This is a genomic window from Buchnera aphidicola (Macrosiphum euphorbiae), assembly GCF_005237295.1.
Classification (GTDB): Bacteria; Pseudomonadota; Gammaproteobacteria; order Enterobacterales; family Enterobacteriaceae; genus Buchnera; species Buchnera aphidicola_AP.
The window spans coordinates 91,881-112,168 of record NZ_CP033006.1 but is presented as its reverse complement, the minus strand read 5'-3'; the positions used below and the strand labels follow the sequence as shown (position 1 = coordinate 112,168).

The window sequence follows — 20,288 nt, the reverse complement described above, 5'->3', positions numbered from 1 at the left end:
TAAAATAAAATATTAAAAAAGCATTTCTATTGATTTAAAATATAGAAAAAAATTCTATTGACTTTTGATTGTTAAACAAAAAAAGATTTACTTGTATTAGTAATTAATAATTTTTTTTAAAAATGGAGATTTTTACATATAATCATATAAACATATATATGTTTTATATTATTGGAATTTATTTTGAGATTGAAAAATTATAAATATATTATATTATTTTTTTTTAAGATAACATAATTAATTCTCTAGGAATTAGTAGTCAACTCTTTTTTTCTTCTTTTTTTTAAATTGTCGAAAACTAAACTTAAATTTAAACCCTGATCATGTAATAATACAATTAAATGATAAATAAGATCTGAAGATTCATTGATCAGTTCCTTTGAATCTTTCTTCATAGCTGCTATTATTGTTTCTATAGCTTCTTCGCCTACTTTTTGTGCTATACGACTTGTCCCTAATTTATACAAACTAGATGTATACGAATTACATGAAAATTTATTTTTTCTATTTTCTACAATTTTTTCTAATTCTAATAAAAAATTTATATTGTATTTTTTTAAAAAAAAACAACTTGTATTGCCTAAATGACATGTTTTTCCTTGAGATCTAACTAAAATCAATAATGTATCATGATCACAATCCGTGCTAATTTCAATTACTTTTAAATAATTTCCTGATGTTTCTCCTTTAGTCCATAAACAATTCTTAGTACGAGAATAAAATGTTACTAAACCATCTTTTTGAGTTTTTAATAAAGCTTCTTTATTCATATATCCATGCATTAAAACCTTATTCGAAGAATAATCTTGTATGATTGTAGGAATCATACCATTAGTTTTTTCCCAATTGAGATTTAAGAAATCATCTTTTTTTAACATACTCTAATCTCCATTCCTTTTGTTGCTAAAAAATTTTTTAAAGTTCTTATATCTACTTTATTTGTATGAAAAACAGATGCTGCTAATACTCCATCTACATTAGAATAATGCAATGCTTCATAGAAATGATTCATGTTCCCTGCCCCACCTGATGCAATTAGAGGAACTTTACATATTTCTCTTATTTCACTTAGATGTAAAAGATTATATCCTTGTTGTAATCCATCTTGATTCATCATATTTAAAACGATTTCACCAGCACCTTTTTCTTGAACTTTTTTTACCCAGTCAGATGTTTTCCAACAAGTTTGATAAGTTTTACTAAAATCCCCTGTATATTGTTGTACCATATAAGAATTTTGGACTTTATCAAAAAAAGAATCAATTCCAACAACCATACACTGTACACCAAAACGTTCTGAAATTTTAGTAATTAAATTAGGGTCTATTAATGCTGAAGAATTAATTGATATTTTATCTGCACCACTGGATAAAATACTTTTTGCATCTTCTACACTTTTAATGCCTCCGGCAACACAAAATGGAATATTTATTACTTCAGCAATCTTTTCTATCCAACTCTTATCGACTAATTTATTTTTTGTTGAAGCGGTGATATCATAAAATACTAATTCATCTATACCTTCTTCAGCATAACGTTTAGCTAATGGTACAATATTGCCTACAATTTTATGATTTTGAAATTTAATTCCTTTTACCACTACTCCGTTATTAACATCAAGACATGCTATGATTCGCTTTGCCAGCATTTAAAAGCCTCTTCTATCGTAAATTTTTTTTCCAATAAACTGCGACCAATAATCACGCTTTTAATCCCAGTTTTCTTCAAAGAAATAATATCTTTTAATGTTGCAATTCCTCCAGATGCCTGAAAATGTATACTTTTAAAAGAATTAGTGATTTCTTTATATAAATTAAAATTTGGTCCTAATAGTGTTCCATCTTTAGATATATCTGTACATAATATATGTTTTAATCCACTTGGTAAAAAGTATTCAATAATTTCCTCAAGAATAAAATTAGTTCTTTTTTGCCAGCCATCGATGTATATTTCTTTTTTATTATTATTAATTTTTATGTCTAGTGCTAAAACAATTGATTCTGAACCATACATTTTTAACCATTTTTTTACTTTATTTTTATTATGTATTACAGAAGAACCAATTACTACTCTTTTAACTCCTAAATCAAGAAGCGTACTAATATCTTTTGTAGTTCTTATTCCACCACCTATTTGTATAGAAACAGTAGTATTAGATAATATCTTCTCAAATAATTCTATTTGCCTATTTTCGCTATTTTTTGCCCCATCTAAATCTACTAAGTGAATAATTTTAATTCCTTTTGATTTATATTCTTCTAGACAACAAGGCAAATTTATATCGTAATTTTTTTTATTTAAATAATCACCTTGATATAAACGTACTGCTCTACCATCGATCAAGTCAAATGCAGGAATAATCATTAAATTACATCTCCAAAAAATTTTTTAATAATTGGGAACCTATATTCCCAGATTTTTCTGGATGAAATTGCACACCAAAAAAGTTGTTTTTTTGTATGACTGAACTAAAATTAACCCCATAACTAGTTGTAGATAATGTGTATTTATTAATAGGAACCATATAACTATGAACAAAATAAAATCTTGAATTATTAGGTATTTTTTTAAACAAAACATGTTCTTTTTGAAATGTAATTTGATTCCAGCCAATATGAGGTAAGGGCAAATTATTAGTTCTTAAACGTAATACAGAAGATTTAATAATACCAATTGTTTTTACACCATTACATTCTTCACTAAAATTACACAAAAGTTGCATTCCAAGACATATGCCTAATATTGGCCGTGTAAATTCTTGAATAATATTAATTATATTTTTTTCAGATAAAATTTTCATTACTGCAGAAGCCGTTCCTACTCCCGGTAAAAAAATTTTTTTAGATTCTAAAATTATAGACGCATTAGAAGTTATTATAGAGTCATAACCTAATTTTTTAATAGCAACTTTTATTGATTTTAAATTAGCACAACCTGTATCCACTATTACTATATTCATTATAAAATCCCTTTTGAAGTTGGTAACATATTTCCTTCAATCTTAATAGCTTGACGTAATGCGCGTCCAAAAACTTTAAATAAACTTTCAATACAATGATGATCATTTTTTCCTTCAGCATATAAATGCAACGTAATCTTCATAGAATAGCAAAGAGAATAAAAAAAATGTTCAACCATATTAGTGCTAAGATCACCAACCATTTTATAATTAAAATTCGCTTTAAAATTTAAATATGGGCGATTTGATATATCGATAATGCAATTAGATTTACTTTCATCCATAGGCAAGTAAAAACCAAATCTACATAAACCATTTTTTTTCCCTAAAGATTCTAACAATGCTTCTCCTAATACAATGCCTGTATCTTCTATTGTGTGATGATCATCAACATAAAGATCGCCTTGTGTAGAAATATTCATGCAAATTCCACTGTGGATTGCTAATTGTTCCAACATATGATCAAAAAATTTTATACCAGTATTTATTTTACTTGCTTCTTCTAAATCCAACCAAACTTTAACACATACTGTAGTTTCTTTTGTTTTTCTAAAAATTTCAGAATATCTATTATATTTTATAATATATTTTTCGATATCTACCCAATTAAATATGTTTTCTTTATAATGTATTCCTTTTATTTGAAGATTTTTTGATAATTCCATATCTGTGTTTCGATCGCCAATAACATAGCTTCTTTTTCGATCTATTTTATTTAACCATGGTTCTATCATTGCTATTTTGGGTTTGCGACATGCACAATTATCATGTAAAAAATGAGGGCAAATTAATACATCATCAAATATTACTCCTTCTGAACGAAAAATGTTCAACATAAAAAAATGAGGTGTATTAAAATTTTTTAAAGGAAAATTTTTAGTACCAAGACCATCTTGGTTAGTAACCATAATTAATTTATAACCAAATCCTGTTAATTTGCGTAATGAAGAAATTACATTTTTTTTAAAAACTAATTTATCTATTGAATCAACCTGATAAGTATTAATTGGTTCGTTAATCAACGTGCCATCTCGATCAATAAATAATATTTTATTTTTCACTGATATCACCTTGAAATATATTCTGTTCAGAAAAAATTTTAAGCTCTTGAATTAATTGTAAAGATTCTAAATATGTTCCTATTGAAATTCTTATACATTTTTTTAAATTAATTTTTTCATTTTGATTTCTTAAAATTATACCTTTATTCCATAAAGTTAAAAAAACTTTTTCAAACATGAAAAACTTTACTAATAAATAGTTTGCATGACTTTCAAATACTTTTTCTACACAAGAACAATTTTGTAATTGATTAATCAACCAAATACGATTATTATTTAAATCTAGCACTCTATTTCGCATTAATTTAATACAATTTACTTCTAAAGATTGAATTGCTATATCAGAAACAGGTACAGATATTGGATAAGGACTAATAACTTTATTTAAAATTTGTATGACTTCTTGTTTTGCTAAAGTAAAACCACATCTTATTCCAGCTAAAGCAAAAGCTTTAGATAATGTTCGTAGAATAACTAAATTAGGATATTCTTTCAAATAACTCGTCATGCTTTCTTGTGGTGAAAATTCAATATAAGCCTCATCTATAACAACTAAAGATCGACCTAAAGTGATATTTAGTAAAGAAATGAGGTCTTTTTTTAAAATAATATTACCAGTGGGATTATTAGGATTGCAAATATAAACTAATTTTACTCTACTTAAATTCAATTTAATATTTAATAAATCTAATTGCCAAGTATTTTTAATAGTAGGAATTTCTTTTATTTCTACACCAGCTATTTTTGCGTTCACTCGATACATATCATAAGTAGGAGGACAATAAATTATTGCATCTTTCCCTGGTTCACAAAAAGCTTTAATTAATAACTCAATTCCTTCATCAGCCCCTCTTGTAACTAAAATTTGATTACAAGATAAATCAACATAATTAGCATAAGAAAGTATTAAATTATTCGGTTGACATTCTGGATAACGATTAAATGATTTTTTTTTAGATTGAAAAAAAATAGATGTAGGTGATTCATTAGCATTTAATAATATATTTGCATGTTCTCCTCCAATACGTCTAGCAGATTGATAAGGTATTAATTTTTGTATATTATTTCTAGCTAATTTTAAAATATTGTCTGTCATATTTTTCCCTTTAAAAAATCTACTCGAATTTTCACAGCGTTTTTATGTGCTTCTAAATTTTCTGCAGAAGATAGAATTTCAAGAGTACTAGATAATTTCATCAATCCTTGAGATGTTAATTCTTGAACTAATACACGTTTTTGAAAATCAGATAATCCTAAAGAAGAATTAGCAACAGATCGTCCATATGTTGGTAAAACATGATTCGTTCCAGATGCATAATCACCTGCAGATTCGGGTGACCATAAACCTAAAAAAATAGAACTAGCATTAGAGATATAATTAAGTACTTCTCTAGGGGATTTTGTTTGGATAATTAAATGTTCAGGTGCATACATATTGGATATTTTAATACATTCTGATAAATTCTTAGTAACAATAACCGTGCTATTTTTTAGTGCCATTAAAATTTCTGATAATCTAGATAACTGTTTTAATTGTTTATTTAGAGAAATAATTACATTTTGTGCTAATTCAATACATGGTGTCAGCAAAATAACTTGAGAAGACATGCCATGTTCAGCTTGAGATAATAAATCCGCAGCAATAAAATCTGCATTAGCACTATAATCAGCAATAATTAATAATTCTGAAGGTCCTGCTAACATATCTATTGCAGTTCCGTTAAAAACAGAACTAACTTGTAATTTTGCTTCTGTAACATAAGCGTTGCCTGGACCAAAAATCTTATCTACTTTAGGAATAGTCTCAGTCCCTAGTGCAAGAGCAGCTATAGCTTGAGCTCCACCAACCTGAAAAATATTTTTAATTCCACACATATGAGCTGTATAAAGAACTTCATTACTAATTGGAGGGGGAGAACAAAGAATAACTTCTTTGCAACCAGCAATTTTAGCAGGTATTGCCAACATTAATACAGTAGAAAATAAAGGTGCTGTTCCACCTGGAACATAAATTCCTATAGAATTTAAAGGCAAATTAATTTGCTGACAACGAACTCCAATTTCTGTTTCAATATCTACTTTTGATGAAATTTGAGCTTTATGAAAAAGAGTGATGTTTTTTTTTGCAACTATAATAGATTTTTTTAAAATTTCATTTAAGTAAAATGAAGCTGAAAAAATTTTTTTATGTGGAATTTGAAATGTATTTATGTCATGTTTATCAAATAAAAAAGTATATTTTTTTAATGCTTCATCCCCTAAAACTTTAACACTTTCTATAATTTCTTTAACAGTTTTTTTAATAGTATTACTTTCTTTTAAAAAAGGCCTTAATAATATCTTTTCTTGTTCATCAAGATTTAACTTATTCCAATAAATTATATTTTCAAAAGATTTCATTGTAGTTTTTACTCCATCATTTTTTCAATTGGCAAAACTAAAATCGAACTGGCTCCCAATGATTTTAATTTTTCCATTGTTTCCCAAAATAATGTTTCACTACTTACCATGTGCATTGCTACTCGTTCATCATCCCCTGCCAATTTTAAAATCGTTGGTTTTTCTGCTCCATGTAGTAAAGATACTACTTCTTCTAATTTATTTATAGGTGCATGTAACATAATATATTTAGATTCACGAGCTTTAATTACACCTTTAATACGAGTCATTAATTTATTAATAACTTCTTTTTTTGTAGAATTAATTTCTCCAGTCTTACAAATAAGACATGCGTGGGAGTAATAAACTACTTGTACTTCACGTAGACCATTAGCTTCTAATGTAGCTCCTGTAGAAACTAAATCGCAAATAGCATCTGCTAAACCAGCTCTAGGTGCAACTTCTACTGATCCATTTAACATGCATGATTTGAATGAGATGTTTTTTTTATCTAAATACTTTTTTAATAAATGAGGATATGAAGTGGCTATTCTAATATTTTTTAAACATGTTATATTAGAATATATGGTGTTTACTGGCACTGCTAAAGATAATCTACATATTCCAAAATCGAGTCGTCTCAAAGTAATATAAGAACACTCTAATTTTTGCGATGTTCGTTTTAATAACTCTTCTTGAAGTACATTTTCTCCTACTATACCTAAATCGACAACACCATCCATTACTAATCCAGGAATATCATCATCACGAACTAACATAACATCAATAGGCATATTTTCAGCAAAAGCTATCAATTTCTGTTGCTTTAAATTAATTTTAATACCACAGCACGTTAATAACCTTATAGAATCATTGCTTAAACGACCGGTTTTTTGCATCGCTATACGTACACGATTATTGTCAAACATATTTAAAATTCCTTAAAATTATTTTATATTAAATAAAAAAATTTAGATAATTTAACATGTGTAAAAAATAAAAAAACCCAAAAAAATAAGGGTTTTAAAAAGAATATTTTCTATAATACTAAGAAAACTTAATAATTAAATAATTTTGGAAACATGCATGATGTTATCGTAAAAATCAAGTATAATAAATCGAAATTATTGATAATAATTTAGTCTCAAAAAATTTTATTAAAATATTTTTTAGATGTAAAAAGGTAATAATACTATTTTGATTGAATTTTAAAAAAACTTTTTTATTTATGTTAAAAAATGTATTTTATGAAATATAAAATAATTGATTTAAAATCAGAAAATTTTAATTTTATTAAAAAAATTCTATTTCGTATTTTTAACATAAAATTATTTAATTTAGTAGTTAAAAATATTTATATTTTTTCTTTAAGAATTCACTTCAATTATAACTATGATTGCAGCATCGCTTCCAAAAAATTTAGGAGCTTCATGGAAAGCTATGATATCTGGATGTTGAGATAGCCAAAAAGGTGTTTGTTTTTTTAGAATATGTTTACCATGTCCGTGCATAATGTGAGCACAAAATATTTTTTCTTTTTGACATGTTGTAATTAATTCACCTAATGCTTGTTGTGCTTGATATTGTGTTAAACCATGTAAATCAAGAAAAATATCTGGATCATATTTTCCGTTTTTTATGTTTTTTAATATGCTATATAAACTCTGATGACGTATATAAGAAACGGGATTATCTTTAAACAAATCTTTTTTATTTCTATAGGAAAAATAATGACTATGAGCATTTTGTTCAAAAAAAATGCGCTGAGATACTATATTAGTATTATTTTTTTTATGGACTCGCGAATGAAAGATAGTATCTTGTACTATCTCACGAGTACCATTTAACCATTTACGAAATAAAATATTTGAATTAATAGTATGTCGGCTATTTTTATTCATAATTATTTATTACCAATAATATTAATCAATTAAAAATTTTAAATATATACAATTTTCTTGCAATCTTTATAATTGTTTAGATATTTTTTACTAATTATATAATTTAGTTTTTATAAAAACAACAAATAAAAAAATATTATTAAAAACTATATAAAAAAATAAACTGTCTTAATGAATGATATTTTTTATTACATATATAATTTTAATTTTTTGAAAAATAAAAAATCATTTTTTTTTATTTATTCTGTATAGTTATATTATTTCATTTTAATAATTATAGAAGAATAAAAATGTCTGGAAATACAATTGGTAAAATATTTTGTGTTACTACTTTTGGTGAATCACATGGAGAAGCATTGGGATGTATAGTTGATGGTACACCACCAGGTCTTGAATTATCTTGCGAAGATTTACAACACGATTTAAATCGAAGACGACCAGGTACATCTCGTTATACTACTCCGCGATCTGAACCAGATAAAATTCATATACTTTCTGGTATATTTAATGGTTTTACAACTGGCACTAGTATTGGTTTAATTATTTATAACAGTGATCAACGGTCTAAAGATTATAGTGATATAAAAAATCTATTCCGACCGGGACATGCTGACTATACTTATGAAAAAAAATATGGAATAAGAGATTATCGTGGTGGAGGCAGATCTTCTGCTCGTGAAACCACTATGCGTGTTGCAGCAGGTGCTATTGCAAAAAAATATCTTAAAAATAAATGCGGGGTAACTGTAAGAGCTTATTTATCAGCCATGGGAAATATTAAATGTCCTTTTGAATCTTGGAATGAAGTAGAAAAAAATCCTTTTTTCTGTTCTAATAATGAAAAAATTTTAGAGCTTGAAACCTTAATTAAGCATTTAAAAAAAACAGGCGATTCTATTGGAGCTGAAATAACAATTATTGCTGAAAACATCCCTATAGGACTTGGAGAACCAGTTTTTGATCGTCTTGATGCTGATTTAGCGCATGCCTTAATGAGTATTAATGCAGTTAAAGGTATAGAAATTGGAGATGGATTTTCAGTAGTAAACCAAAAAGGAAGCGAACATCGTGATGAAATAACGCCAAAAGGATTTTTAACAAATCATTCTGGTGGCATTTTAGGCGGTATCAGTAATGGAGAGAAAATTGTATTAAAAGTAGCATTTAAACCTACATCAAGTATTCGAAAAATAGGAAATACAATTAATCAAAAAAGAGAGAAAGTTAAAATCATTACTAAAGGTCGACATGATCCATGTGTAGGATTACGTGCTGTCCCAATAACTGAAGCAATGGTAGCAATTATACTAATGGATCATTTATTAAGATTTCGTGCACAATGTGGTTAAGAATAATTTTTTTAGTATATTTTAATGCTGCTAAATGAAAATTTATTTAGTAGCATGCTTATCTCAAATATTATTAATATTTTTGCAAATTAATATCGTTATATTTTCCATTTTAAATAGAACAAAATTCTTTTATAACAAAATTTTTTTATAAAAATTATTATATTTAAACTTATAAAGAAATTTAATTACATAATATAATTGATTAAAAACTGATTAAAAATAGAATGATGAAATCATGATGTTTTTCTCTATAAAAAGAAATTTTTTACTAAAAAAATTAAAGTCGAATCTCTTTTCTAGAAATTAATATTTTTTATTAATATAGGAATTAACACTGAGACTTTTATATTTTTACATTTAAAAAATTCGATATTGTCTAGTATATTAAAATCTTGTATTATGCAACCCAAAGTCGTAAATTTATAATAAAAAAAAATAGTTTCCATGTTAAAAAATTTTTTAAATTTACTATTTTTTTACTCTAAGTAGATGAAATATATTCTATATAATAATTTTAAAAATAATCACAATATCTACTTTTTTTACATAAAAAAACTATATTATTAAAATTAATATGTTTAATTTTAACAAACTAAAAAATATATATTTGATAAGTAAAAATATTAAATATAAATTAATATAAAAAAAATATTTTTTATTATCTTAAACAATTAATACTTTATAATACCAATTATATTTTGCAATATTTTTATATTTTTAAAAAATATATTTTTTAAAAAATTATACTTATAATTTCTACATACTTTATTTTTAAATGTGTCAAACATCCCATAAAATATTTTTTATGGAGGAGGACCGCACTAATGTTTAAAGGAAGTATTGTTGCACTAATTACACCCATGGATGAAAAAGGTCAGATTTGTCGTTCTAGTTTAGAACGATTAATTAATTATCATATTCTTAATAAAACTAAAGCGATTGTTTCTATTGGAACCACCGGAGAATCTGCAACACTTAGTCAAGAAGAACATGTACATGTTGTTATGTTGACTTTAGAATTAGCAGATAAACGCATTCCTATTATTGCAGGGACTGGAGCAAATGCTACAACAGAAGCTATATCTTTGACTAAACGATTTGAAAAATCTGGTATTGCAGGTTGTTTAACTGTTACGCCATATTATAATCGACCTACTCAAGAAGGATTGTATCAACATTTTAAAGCTATCTCAGAAAATACTGAATTACCACAAATTTTATATAACGTTCCTAGTCGTACAGGATGTGATTTACTTCCAGAAACAGTTGCTAAATTGGCTCAATTTAAAAATATAATAGGAATTAAAGAAGCAACTGGAGATTTATCAAGAATTAACAAAATAAAAGAACTGGTTAAAAGTGATTTTTTATTAATTAGCGGAGATGATGCGACAGCTTTAGATTTCATGCAATTAGGTGGACAAGGTGTAATATCAGTTACAGCAAACATTGCTGCAAAAGACATGATGCAAATTTGTTCATATGCATTAAAAGGAGATTTTATTAAGGCTAGATCTATAAATAAACGTTTAATTTTATTACATGAAGCATTATTTATAGAACCTAATCCTATCCCTATAAAATGGTTAGCTAAAAAATTAGGATTAATAAAAAGTGATACACTTCGTTTACCTATGACTCCCATTTTAGATTCTACACGTTTGCAACTTGAAAAAGCAATTCAACATGCTAATCTTAAAATATTATAGAAAATTTTTAAAACGAATAATAATATTTCAAATATTGAATGTATTTTTAATAACATCTTGCACATTCAAGGAATTAAAAAAAAATCAATTTAAAAAATTAATTATTCCAGAAGGGATCAGTATCCCCAAAAAAAAAGAAGAATATAGTATTCCTTATACAGATAAAGATCTAGAAAAAGAAAATTATAATATATTTCCTCCTATATAAAATATATAATCTTTTAAAAATAATAGTAGGATTTAAAAAAATATTTTTTGAATTAAATGCGCATCTATAGAAATTGGTGCAGATTATCTTTATGATATTCTGCATCACTTATAAAAAAATTACGTTAATAATTTTTTCATAACATCTTCATACATAGAACTTAATAATTGTAAATCAGATATTTTTACGCATTCATTAATTTTATGAATAGTATTGTTCACTAAACCTAGTTCTACTACTTCGGAACCCATTAAAGCAATAAATCGACCATCAGATGTACCACCAGAAGTAGATAAAATAGGTTTTTTTTTATTAAAATTAAAAATAGATTGTATTACAGTTTCTATTAATAAACCTTCTTTAGTAAGAAATGGTTTTCCTGAAAATAACCATTTAATTGAATAATCAATATTATTTTTATTAAGAACATTAACTATTTTAGTTTGAATTTCTTTCTCAGATATTTCCGTACTGAATCGAACATTAAACTGAACAAATAAAGATCCTGGAATAATGTTACTAGTTCCATCTCCTGCATGAATATTTGCAATATTTATACTAGTAGGTGAAAAAAAAACATTTCCATTATCTAATTTTATAGATAATATTTTTAAAATAATAGGTAATCCTTTGTGTATTGGATTATCCGCTAAATCAGGGTAAGCAATATGTCCTTGTATTCCATAAATAGTTAAATTAGCTGTAATCGAACCACGTCGACCATTTTTTATAACGTCACCAACTACAGAAGTACTAGAAGGTTCTCCCACTAAACAGTAATCAATAAAATCATTTTTAGACATTAAATATTCTATTACTTTAATTGTACCATTAACTGCACTAGATTCTTCATCTGAAGTAACAAGGAAAGATAAACGTCCTTTATGATTAGGGAATTGATCTATAAATCTTTCACATGCAATAACCATGGCTGCTAAAGCACCCTTCATATCTGAAGAACCTCGACCAAATAAAAATCCATTTCTGATTTCTGGTTTAAAGGGATGTGTATCCCAATCTTTATTTTGACCTGGTGATACTACATCTGTATGTCCTGCAAACGTTAATGTTTTTCCAGTACCTCTAAAAGCCCAAAAGTTTTTTGTATCATCAATGTTAATTTCTTTAACTGTGAATCCCATTGCATGTAAACGTTTTATAATAATAGTTTGACAACCTAAATCTTTTGGACTAATAGATGGAATAGAAATTAGCTTTTGTGCCAATTGAGTAATTGAGCAAATCATATTTTTTCCTGGTCTTATATTAATTTTAAAAAATATTATTAATATTCTTAAAAAGAGATGGGGCTATGATTAAGCCCCATAAAAATTCAAAAAATTTTGAAATAAATTTAAGATTTTAATAGCATTATTGATTTATGCACTATATTTTCGACAGTAAAACCAAATTTTTTAAACAAATCTTCTGCAGGAGCAGAATCCCCAAATGTTTTCATGCCAATAATTAAACCATTTATTCCTACGTATTTATACCAAAAATCTTCTATACTTGCTTCAATTGCAATTCTTTTAGTAACATAAGATGGTAATATAAATTCTTTATAAGTAGCATCTTGTCTATCAAAAACATTAGTAGAAGGCATCGATACGACACGTACAGAATACCCTAAGGAAACAAGTTTTTTTGCGGCAATTAACGTAATATTTAACTCTGAACCAGTTGATATAAAAATAACATCAAGTGGTTTTTCGGAATCATATAATATATATGCACCATAAGAAATACTGTTTAACTGTTTAGAATTTCTATCAAATTGTTCGAGATTTTGACGTGATAAAATTAATGCTGTAGGTCCTGATTTTTTTTCAATAGCTTTTGTCCAAGCTACTGCTGTTTCTACTTGATCACTAGGTCTCCATACATCTACATTAGGAGTCATTCGCAAACTAGCTAATTGTTCGATTGGCTGATGTGTAGGACCATCTTCACCTAATCCAATAGAATCATGAGTATATACAAAAATATGTTTAGTATTCATTAAAGCAGCCATGCGAACTGCATTACGTGCATATTCAACAAAAATTAAAAATGTAGCAGTATAAGGAATAAAACCTCCATGCTGAAATATACCATTTGCAATAGCTGTCATTCCAAATTCACGAACTCCATAATGAATATAATTTCCAGATAAGTTGTCTGTAATAGAATTAGAATAAGACGACATAGTTAAGTTGCTAGGTGATAAATCTGCTGAACCACCTATTAACTCAGGCACAATTTTAGTGTATTTTTCTAATGTATTTTGTGAAGCTTTTCGACTAGCAATATTTTGTCTATTTTTTTGTAAAGAACAAATATAATTCTGTGTTATTGTATTCCAATTTAAAGGCAATTCTTTATTCATTCGTCGTAAGTATTCAATCGACAAATCAGGATATTTAGATTTATATAAAGAAAATTTTTTATTCCATTTTTTTTCAAGTTCAAAACCTTTTTCTATACAATTCCATTTTTTATAAATTTTTTTAGGTATTTCAAAAGGAAGATGCTTCCAATTCAATTCTTTTCGAGTTAAAGAAATTTCTGTTTCACCGAGCGGGGCTCCATGCGATTCTGCTGTTCCTGATTTATTAGGAGAACCAAAACCAATAATAGTATCACAAATAATAATAGAAGGCTTGTTTGTTATTGATTTTGCTTCTTCTATACTTCTTTTTATAGATTCTGAATCGTGACCATTTATAGAATCTACTACGTGCCAATTATAAGATTTAAAACGTTTTGCTGTATTATCAGTAAACCAATTAGATGTTTTTCCATCTATTGAAATGCCGTTTTTATCATAAAAAACAATTAATTTACCAAGATTTAAAGTTCCTGCTAAAGAACATACTTCATGAGATATACCTTCCATCAAACAACCATCACCTACAAAAACCCAAGTATAATGGTTGACTATATCGTAGTCTATTCGATTAAAATAAGAGCTTAAAGTTCTTTCTGCAATAGCCATGCCCACAGCATTCGCTAATCCTTGTCCTAATGGACCGGTAGTTGTTTCTACACCAGGCGTTTCACCTGTTTCAGGATGTCCTGGAGTTTTTGAATTAAGTTGTCTAAAATTTTTTAGTTCTTCTATTGATAGATTGTATCCTGTTAAATGTAATAAACTATACAATAACATAGAACCATGTCCATTAGACAATACAAAACGATCACGATTATTCCAATTAGGATTTCTTGGACTATGTTTTAAAAAATCTCTCCATAAAACTTCAGCAATATCTGCCATTCCCATAGGCATGCCAGGATGTCCTGATTGTGCGTTTTGTACAGCATCTATACTTAAAATACGAATTGCATTAGCCAAATCTTTTCGTGAACACATATATTTTCCTTTAAATTGAAACATTACAAGTCAGTTTTTATTTTTAAAATAATTTATATTTTTTTAGAAAATATTTTTTCTAGATGTAACTGATCTTTCCCAAAATTACGTACACCTTCAGATAATTTTTGAACTGCCATAGCGTCTTGATTATGTTCCCATCGAAATTCTTCTTCAGAAAGTGCTATTGGAGGTGCTGAAACAAAATTAGGAGGATTAAGTTTTCTTTTAATTTTTCCAGTATTAGATTCTAATTCTTTTAATAAAATAGGTGAAATAGTTAATCGATCACATCCAGATAAATATAATATTTGTTGAATATTACGAAAACTTGCTCCCATAATAATAGTTTTATAATTATGCTTTTTATAATATTCATATATTTTACAGACAGATGTCACACCAGGATCTTTTCCTGCAAAAGACTTAGATAACAAATTTTGAGAAATGTACCAATCATAAATACGTCCAACAAAAGGGGATATCAAAAAAACATTTGATTCCGCACAAGCACGTGCTTGAGCAAAGGAAAATAGAAGAGTTAAATTACAAAGAATATTATCTTTTTTAAGTTCTTCTGCAGCTTTTATACATTCCCATGTAGCGGCTAATTTAATTAAAACTCTACTCCTTGAAACTCCCTGTTCTTCATATAAATTAATTAATTTATTTGCTTTTAAAATACATTTTTCTGTGCTAAAAGATAAACGTGCATCAACTTCACTAGAAACATAACCTGGTATTTTTTTTAAAATTTCTATTCCAAGATCAACTAGTATTTTATCACTTGCATTAACTATTTGATCTTTATATAAACCTCCTTTCTTTTTTGCATATTTTATAGCTTGATCAACAAAACTCTGATTAACACTTGAACTCACTGCTTGAAGTATCAAAGATGGATTTGTAGTTGCATCTTCTGGTTTATACTTACTGATAGATTCTATATCACTAGTATCTGCAACAATAGTTGAAAATTGTTTTAAAGCGGTTAATTGATTCATATTTATTCTCTTTTTTTTAAAAAAACATATAAATTGGAAATAATAAATATATTTTTTACTTAATACTAATTGAACAATACATATTAACAATAAAAAATCATTTTAATATTAAAATATTAAAATGATTTTTCTTAACTAGTACTATTTAAACATATACAAAAAAATATATATTTTTCTGATATATAAAATAGTTTTAAAACATGTAAACATTTTTAATATGAAAATTGATATCATCAAATAAAATATAAATTATTAGTAATATAATGTTTTAATATTTTTTTATTATTAATGAAGCATTAGTACCACCAAAACCAAAACTATTAGACATAGCTGTACTAATTTTTATATTTTTAGTTTTTTGAATAATATTCATATCTTTTGCACAAGGTTCTAATATTTCAATATTAATTGAAGGAGCGATGAAATTATATTTTAACATTAATAGAGTATAAATAATTTCATGTACTCCTGAAGCTCCTAGCGAATGACCGGTCATTGATTTTGTTGCTGAAATCATTGGTTTTTTTTCGTTTAAAAATGCTTTTTCAATTGCTTTCAACTCTATTAAATCACCACTTCTTGTGGAAGTTCCATGTACATTAAGATAATCAATATGAATATTTTTATCTTTTCTTGCTAAATTCATACAACGAAGTGCTCCTTCTCCTGATGGTGAAACTATGTTAAATCCATCAGATGTTGCAGCATATCCGATAATTTCTGCATAAATATTAGCAGAACGAGATAAAGCAGAACTTAATTCCTCAATAACTAGTATTCCTGCACCACCTGAAATAACGAATCCATCACGATGTATATCATATACACGTGATGATTTAGTGGGATTATTATTAAAATTAGCAGAAAGAACTTTCATAGCATCAAATTGACCCGCTAACTCTAAGCTCATTTCCTCACCGCCACCTGCAAAAATAAGATCTTGTTTACCAAGCTGAATTAATTCAAATGCATGTCCAATACAATGAGCAGAAGTAGCACAAGCTGAACTTATAGAATAAGTTGTTCCGTAAATTTCAAATAAAGTTGATAAACATGCTGATATTACAGAAGGCATGGTTTTAACTGCAAGATAAGGACTAACATAATTTGAAATACGTTTGTTATTCATAGTTTTTATATCAGATTTTTCAACATTTTTTAAAAAACTGCATCCTGATCCAGTAATTAATCCAGCACGAGGATTTTTTTGATATTTTTCAATTTTTATCTTGGCATCTTCAATAGCTTCTATCATAGCTAAATAAGAATATCTACAAGCATTATTCATAAATCGAGATAATTTCTGTGTTAGTATGTTTATATTTTCTAATTTAATATTACCCCAAATGTTACTACGCATGCCTAATTTTTTCATTTCTTCTGAAAAAACAATTCCAGAAGTACCATTATACAAAGAATTAAGCACTTCTTCTTTGTTATTACCGATACTAGAAACAATGCCAAAACCTGTTATAACTACTCGTCGCACATTTAATCCTTGTATATAAAGAGTTATATATTACATTGTAATCAATAATAAGAAATTAAATAAGATTTTGTATTAAAATGAAACATTTAAATTAATTTGCAATTATTATTACACATCCAACAATATTTTACGGATAAAAAAATGAATGAATTTTATATTGGTATTCTTTATATTGTACCAACTCCTATTGGTAATCTCACCGATATTACGCATAGAGCATTAGAGATACTAAAAATAGTTGATATAATTGCTGCTGAAAATATTAGACACACTAATATCTTACTTCAACATTTTAATATTAAAAACTATTTAATATTAATGAATAAAGATAATGAAAACAAACAAAGTGATAATTTGATTCAAAAACTAAAAACAGGAAAAAAAATTGCTTTAGTTTCTAATGCAGGCACTCCAATTATTAATGACCCTGGTAGTATATTAATAAAAAAATGTCATTTTTTTAATATAAAAGTTATTCCTCTTCCAGGACCGTGTGCTGCTATTACAGCATTAAGTGCTTCTGGAATAACAAATAATCGTTTTTGTTATGAAGGATTTCTTCCTTCTAAAAAAAAAACAAGATGTGATTTACTTTATTCTTTAAGAAAAGAAACCCGAACAATCATTTTTTATGAATCAAAACATAGAATACTTGAAAGTATAGAAGATATAATAGAACAAATAGATGAAAATAGACACATAGTAATAGCAAGAGAAATTACAAAAAAATGGGAATCTATTTATGGAGCTAAAGCAAATTTAATGCTTCAGTGGCTTAAAATAGATAAATATCGTTACAAAGGAGAAATGGTAATTATTCTTGATGGTTTTAAAAAATTAAAAAAACATGACATATCAGAAAAAATCTTCAATACATTTTTAATATTAAGAAAATTTTTTTCATTAAAAACATCAGTTTTAATTACTTCTCAAATACACGAGATTAATAAAAATAATTTATATCAATACGTTATAAAGAAAGAAAGTGACAAGATTATTTAAATAATGTATGATTTATTTTTGAAGTTGACCAAACAGTCGCTGTTTAATTTTTAAAGATTAAAAAGAGGAAAGTCCGGGCTCCATAGAGCAAGGTGCCAGATAACATCTGGAAAGCGCAAGCTTATGACTAGTGCAACAGAAAATAAACCACCTATTTTTTATTAATAAAATATGGCCAGGGTGAAAAGGTGTGGTAAGAGCACACCGCATAATTGGTAACAATTCATGGCATGGTAAACTCCACCTGGAGCAAAGCCAAATATAGGGTAAAAATTTTTATTTCGTATTGCTCGTACTTTATAAACCTGGGTAGGCTGCTTGAATTAGTAAGTGATTACTAATCTAGATGAATGACTGTTAAAACAGAACCCGGCTTACAGGTCAACTTCACTAATCTAAAAAAATTTATAAAGGTAATAAATTTATTACCTTTAGTTAATTTTTAAAATATTAAAAAATCCAATTTAATTTCCAGAAATCTGCATTTCTGATAATAACACTGAACCACATTGAATATTATTACGTCTATCAACATCATTACTAATACTGATAATATTATTCCACATATTTCTTAAATTTCCAGATATAGTAATTTCATTGACAGGATAAGAAATCTTTCCTTTTTCAATCCAAAATCCTACTGCTCCACGCGAATAATTACCACTGATTATATCTACACCTTGTCCCATTAACTCTGTTACCAATATTCCTTGATTCATATTTTTCAAAAGTTCTTCAAAAGATATATTTCTATTTGAAACTAACCAGTTATAAATTCCACCACAATTTCCTGTGCTATTTAATTTAAGTTTACGGGCGTTATAACTATTTAACAACCAAGTTTGCAATATACCATTTTGAATAATATATTTACTTTTTGTTATTACACCTTCATTATCAAAGGGTTTACTTGCTAAACCTTGTTTTAAGTGAGGATTTTCTTCGATATTAAGCCAATCAGGAAAAATTCTCATTTTTAAATCATTAATTAAAAATGTAGATTTTTGATAAACATTATCACCACTAATAGCATGAATAAGATGTGAAAAAAAAATATGTGATATTTCAGAGGAAAAAATAACAGGAGATTTCATAGTATGTATCTTTCGAGAACCTAATCTGGATATAGCTCGTTTAGCACTGTTATAACCTAATATTTCCGGTTTTACTAAATCATCTATTTTTCTCGAAATAGAATAATCAAAATCTCTCTGCATAGAATTTTTATCTTGAGCAATCATGCAGTTATAAGTTGAATAACGAGTGGATTTATATTTTTCTAACATACCTAGACTATTTCCAAAGATATTTATAGTTATATGACTATTAAAAAAACTACCTTCGCTATTAATAATTCTTTTATCAAATTCAAAAGCTGCTTTCTCTGATAAAAGAGAAAGATTGATTGCATTTTCTATATTAAATTCCCATGGATGAAATAAATCAAGTTCCATACAATGGAAACATAAAGATTTTATATCCGGTAAACCTGAAAAAAAATCAGAAGAAGAATACTTTGAAATATTAATCGCCCTTTCTAACATTTTCTGAATACTATCAATACTAAAATCTTTTGATGAAACACTACCTTTAGAAAATTTATTATAAACTGTTATAAATAACGCACCATCACTATTAAACTCTACATTTTCGATAATACTATTTCTTACATTAACACTAATACCTATTGTTTTTTTTATAAATACTTCAACAGAAGTATTTTTTCTTTTAGATAATTGTAGAGTTTCTTTTACTCTTTTCAAAAGAAATAATTCTTCTTTTTCTATTTCTTTAATTAATTCCATATATATAAACCCTTTTAAACATGTTTTTTTAGATGTAAATATTATATTAAAAAACACTTAAAATTAA

General features: G+C 26.6%; 18 protein-coding genes and 1 other RNA gene. 5 read left to right on the top strand and 14 right to left on the bottom strand.

The features are described from left to right. Positions 1–245 precede the first annotated feature (245 nt). The 9 genes from hisIE to smrB form a co-directional block, all read right to left on the bottom strand. The gene (gene hisIE / locus D9V71_RS00530; protein WP_158340447.1) at positions 246–878 is read right to left on the bottom strand and encodes a bifunctional phosphoribosyl-AMP cyclohydrolase/phosphoribosyl-ATP diphosphatase HisIE; all 633 of its coding nucleotides are present in this window, start codon (positions 876–878) and stop codon (positions 246–248) included. Continuing rightward, positions 872–1,648, bottom strand: coding sequence for an imidazole glycerol phosphate synthase subunit HisF (hisF, locus tag D9V71_RS00525; RefSeq protein ID WP_158340446.1), 777 nt, complete (start codon positions 1,646–1,648; stop codon positions 872–874). Before hisF ends, hisIE begins: the two co-directional genes overlap by 7 nt. Continuing rightward, the gene (gene hisA / locus D9V71_RS00520; RefSeq protein WP_158340445.1) at positions 1,627–2,364 is read right to left on the bottom strand and encodes a 1-(5-phosphoribosyl)-5-[(5-phosphoribosylamino)methylideneamino]imidazole-4-carboxamide isomerase; all 738 of its coding nucleotides are present in this window, start codon (positions 2,362–2,364) and stop codon (positions 1,627–1,629) included. Before hisA ends, hisF begins: the two co-directional genes overlap by 22 nt. 4 nt (positions 2,365–2,368) lie before the next feature. After that, complete coding sequence (gene hisH, locus D9V71_RS00515) at positions 2,369–2,959, bottom strand: imidazole glycerol phosphate synthase subunit HisH (RefSeq protein ID WP_158340444.1); 591 nt, start codon at positions 2,957–2,959, stop codon at positions 2,369–2,371. Next, positions 2,959–4,020: a bifunctional histidinol-phosphatase/imidazoleglycerol-phosphate dehydratase HisB gene (gene hisB / locus D9V71_RS00510; protein ID WP_158340443.1), complete on the bottom strand. Its 1,062-nt coding sequence runs from the start codon at positions 4,018–4,020 to the stop codon at positions 2,959–2,961. The genes hisH and hisB overlap by 1 nt, the downstream gene beginning before the upstream one ends. Then, positions 4,010–5,116 (bottom strand): histidinol-phosphate transaminase, encoded by a 1,107-nt coding sequence (gene hisC / locus D9V71_RS00505; protein WP_158340442.1) that lies wholly within the window; start codon positions 5,114–5,116, stop codon positions 4,010–4,012. Before hisC ends, hisB begins: the two co-directional genes overlap by 11 nt. Next, positions 5,113–6,420 (bottom strand): histidinol dehydrogenase, encoded by a 1,308-nt coding sequence (hisD, locus tag D9V71_RS00500; protein WP_158340441.1) that lies wholly within the window; start codon positions 6,418–6,420, stop codon positions 5,113–5,115. The genes hisC and hisD overlap by 4 nt, the downstream gene beginning before the upstream one ends. Positions 6,421–6,428: 8 nt before the next feature. Next, positions 6,429–7,328 (bottom strand): ATP phosphoribosyltransferase, encoded by a 900-nt coding sequence (gene hisG / locus D9V71_RS00495; protein ID WP_158340440.1) that lies wholly within the window; start codon positions 7,326–7,328, stop codon positions 6,429–6,431. Between the two features lie 438 nt (positions 7,329–7,766). Then, on the bottom strand, positions 7,767–8,300 hold the full coding sequence (gene smrB / locus D9V71_RS00490; RefSeq protein ID WP_158340439.1) for an endonuclease SmrB: 534 nt from the start codon (positions 8,298–8,300) through the stop codon (positions 7,767–7,769). Positions 8,301–8,590: 290 nt separating this feature from the next. Between smrB and aroC the strand changes: the two genes are divergently transcribed. The 3 genes from aroC (at position 8,591) to D9V71_RS00475 (ending at position 11,569) form a co-directional block, all read left to right on the top strand. Further along, positions 8,591–9,649, top strand: a complete 1,059-nt coding sequence (gene aroC / locus D9V71_RS00485; protein WP_158340438.1) for a chorismate synthase — start codon at positions 8,591–8,593, stop codon at positions 9,647–9,649. Between the two features lie 827 nt (positions 9,650–10,476). After that, complete coding sequence (gene dapA, locus D9V71_RS00480; protein ID WP_158340437.1) at positions 10,477–11,361, top strand: 4-hydroxy-tetrahydrodipicolinate synthase; 885 nt, start codon at positions 10,477–10,479, stop codon at positions 11,359–11,361. Then, a complete protein-coding gene (locus D9V71_RS00475; RefSeq protein ID WP_158340436.1) occupies positions 11,339–11,569 on the top strand; it encodes a hypothetical protein in 231 nt (76 codons plus the stop codon). The genes dapA and D9V71_RS00475 overlap by 23 nt, the downstream gene beginning before the upstream one ends. 119 nt (positions 11,570–11,688) lie before the next feature. Here the strand turns inward: D9V71_RS00475 and dapE are convergent, their stop codons facing one another. From dapE to D9V71_RS00455, 4 genes are all read right to left on the bottom strand, one after another. Further along, entirely contained in the window at positions 11,689–12,816 is a 1,128-nt protein-coding gene (gene dapE, locus D9V71_RS00470) for a succinyl-diaminopimelate desuccinylase (protein ID WP_158340435.1), read from the bottom strand. A 107-nt stretch (positions 12,817–12,923) separates the two neighbouring features. Then, the gene (gene tkt / locus D9V71_RS00465; RefSeq protein ID WP_158340434.1) at positions 12,924–14,921 is read right to left on the bottom strand and encodes a transketolase; all 1,998 of its coding nucleotides are present in this window, start codon (positions 14,919–14,921) and stop codon (positions 12,924–12,926) included. A gap of 53 nt (positions 14,922–14,974) precedes the next feature. Beyond that, on the bottom strand, positions 14,975–15,925 hold the full coding sequence (gene tal, locus D9V71_RS00460) for a transaldolase (protein ID WP_158340433.1): 951 nt from the start codon (positions 15,923–15,925) through the stop codon (positions 14,975–14,977). A 268-nt stretch (positions 15,926–16,193) separates the two neighbouring features. After that, positions 16,194–17,414: a beta-ketoacyl synthase N-terminal-like domain-containing protein gene (locus tag D9V71_RS00455; RefSeq protein ID WP_158340432.1), complete on the bottom strand. Its 1,221-nt coding sequence runs from the start codon at positions 17,412–17,414 to the stop codon at positions 16,194–16,196. A gap of 141 nt (positions 17,415–17,555) precedes the next feature. Here D9V71_RS00455 and rsmI point away from each other — a divergent pair, with 141 nt between their 5' ends. Together rsmI and rnpB are read left to right on the top strand one after the other, a co-directional pair. Next, a complete protein-coding gene (gene rsmI, locus D9V71_RS00450; protein WP_158340431.1) occupies positions 17,556–18,416 on the top strand; it encodes a 16S rRNA (cytidine(1402)-2'-O)-methyltransferase in 861 nt (286 codons plus the stop codon). A gap of 20 nt (positions 18,417–18,436) precedes the next feature. After that, an RNA gene (rnpB, locus tag D9V71_RS00445) (RNase P RNA component class A) lies at positions 18,437–18,809 on the top strand. Positions 18,810–18,880: 71 nt separating this feature from the next. On the opposite strand, the gene pmbA is transcribed toward rnpB, so the two are convergent. Then, complete coding sequence (gene pmbA / locus D9V71_RS00440; protein WP_158340430.1) at positions 18,881–20,221, bottom strand: metalloprotease PmbA; 1,341 nt, start codon at positions 20,219–20,221, stop codon at positions 18,881–18,883. Between the last annotated feature and the right edge of the window lie 67 nt (positions 20,222–20,288).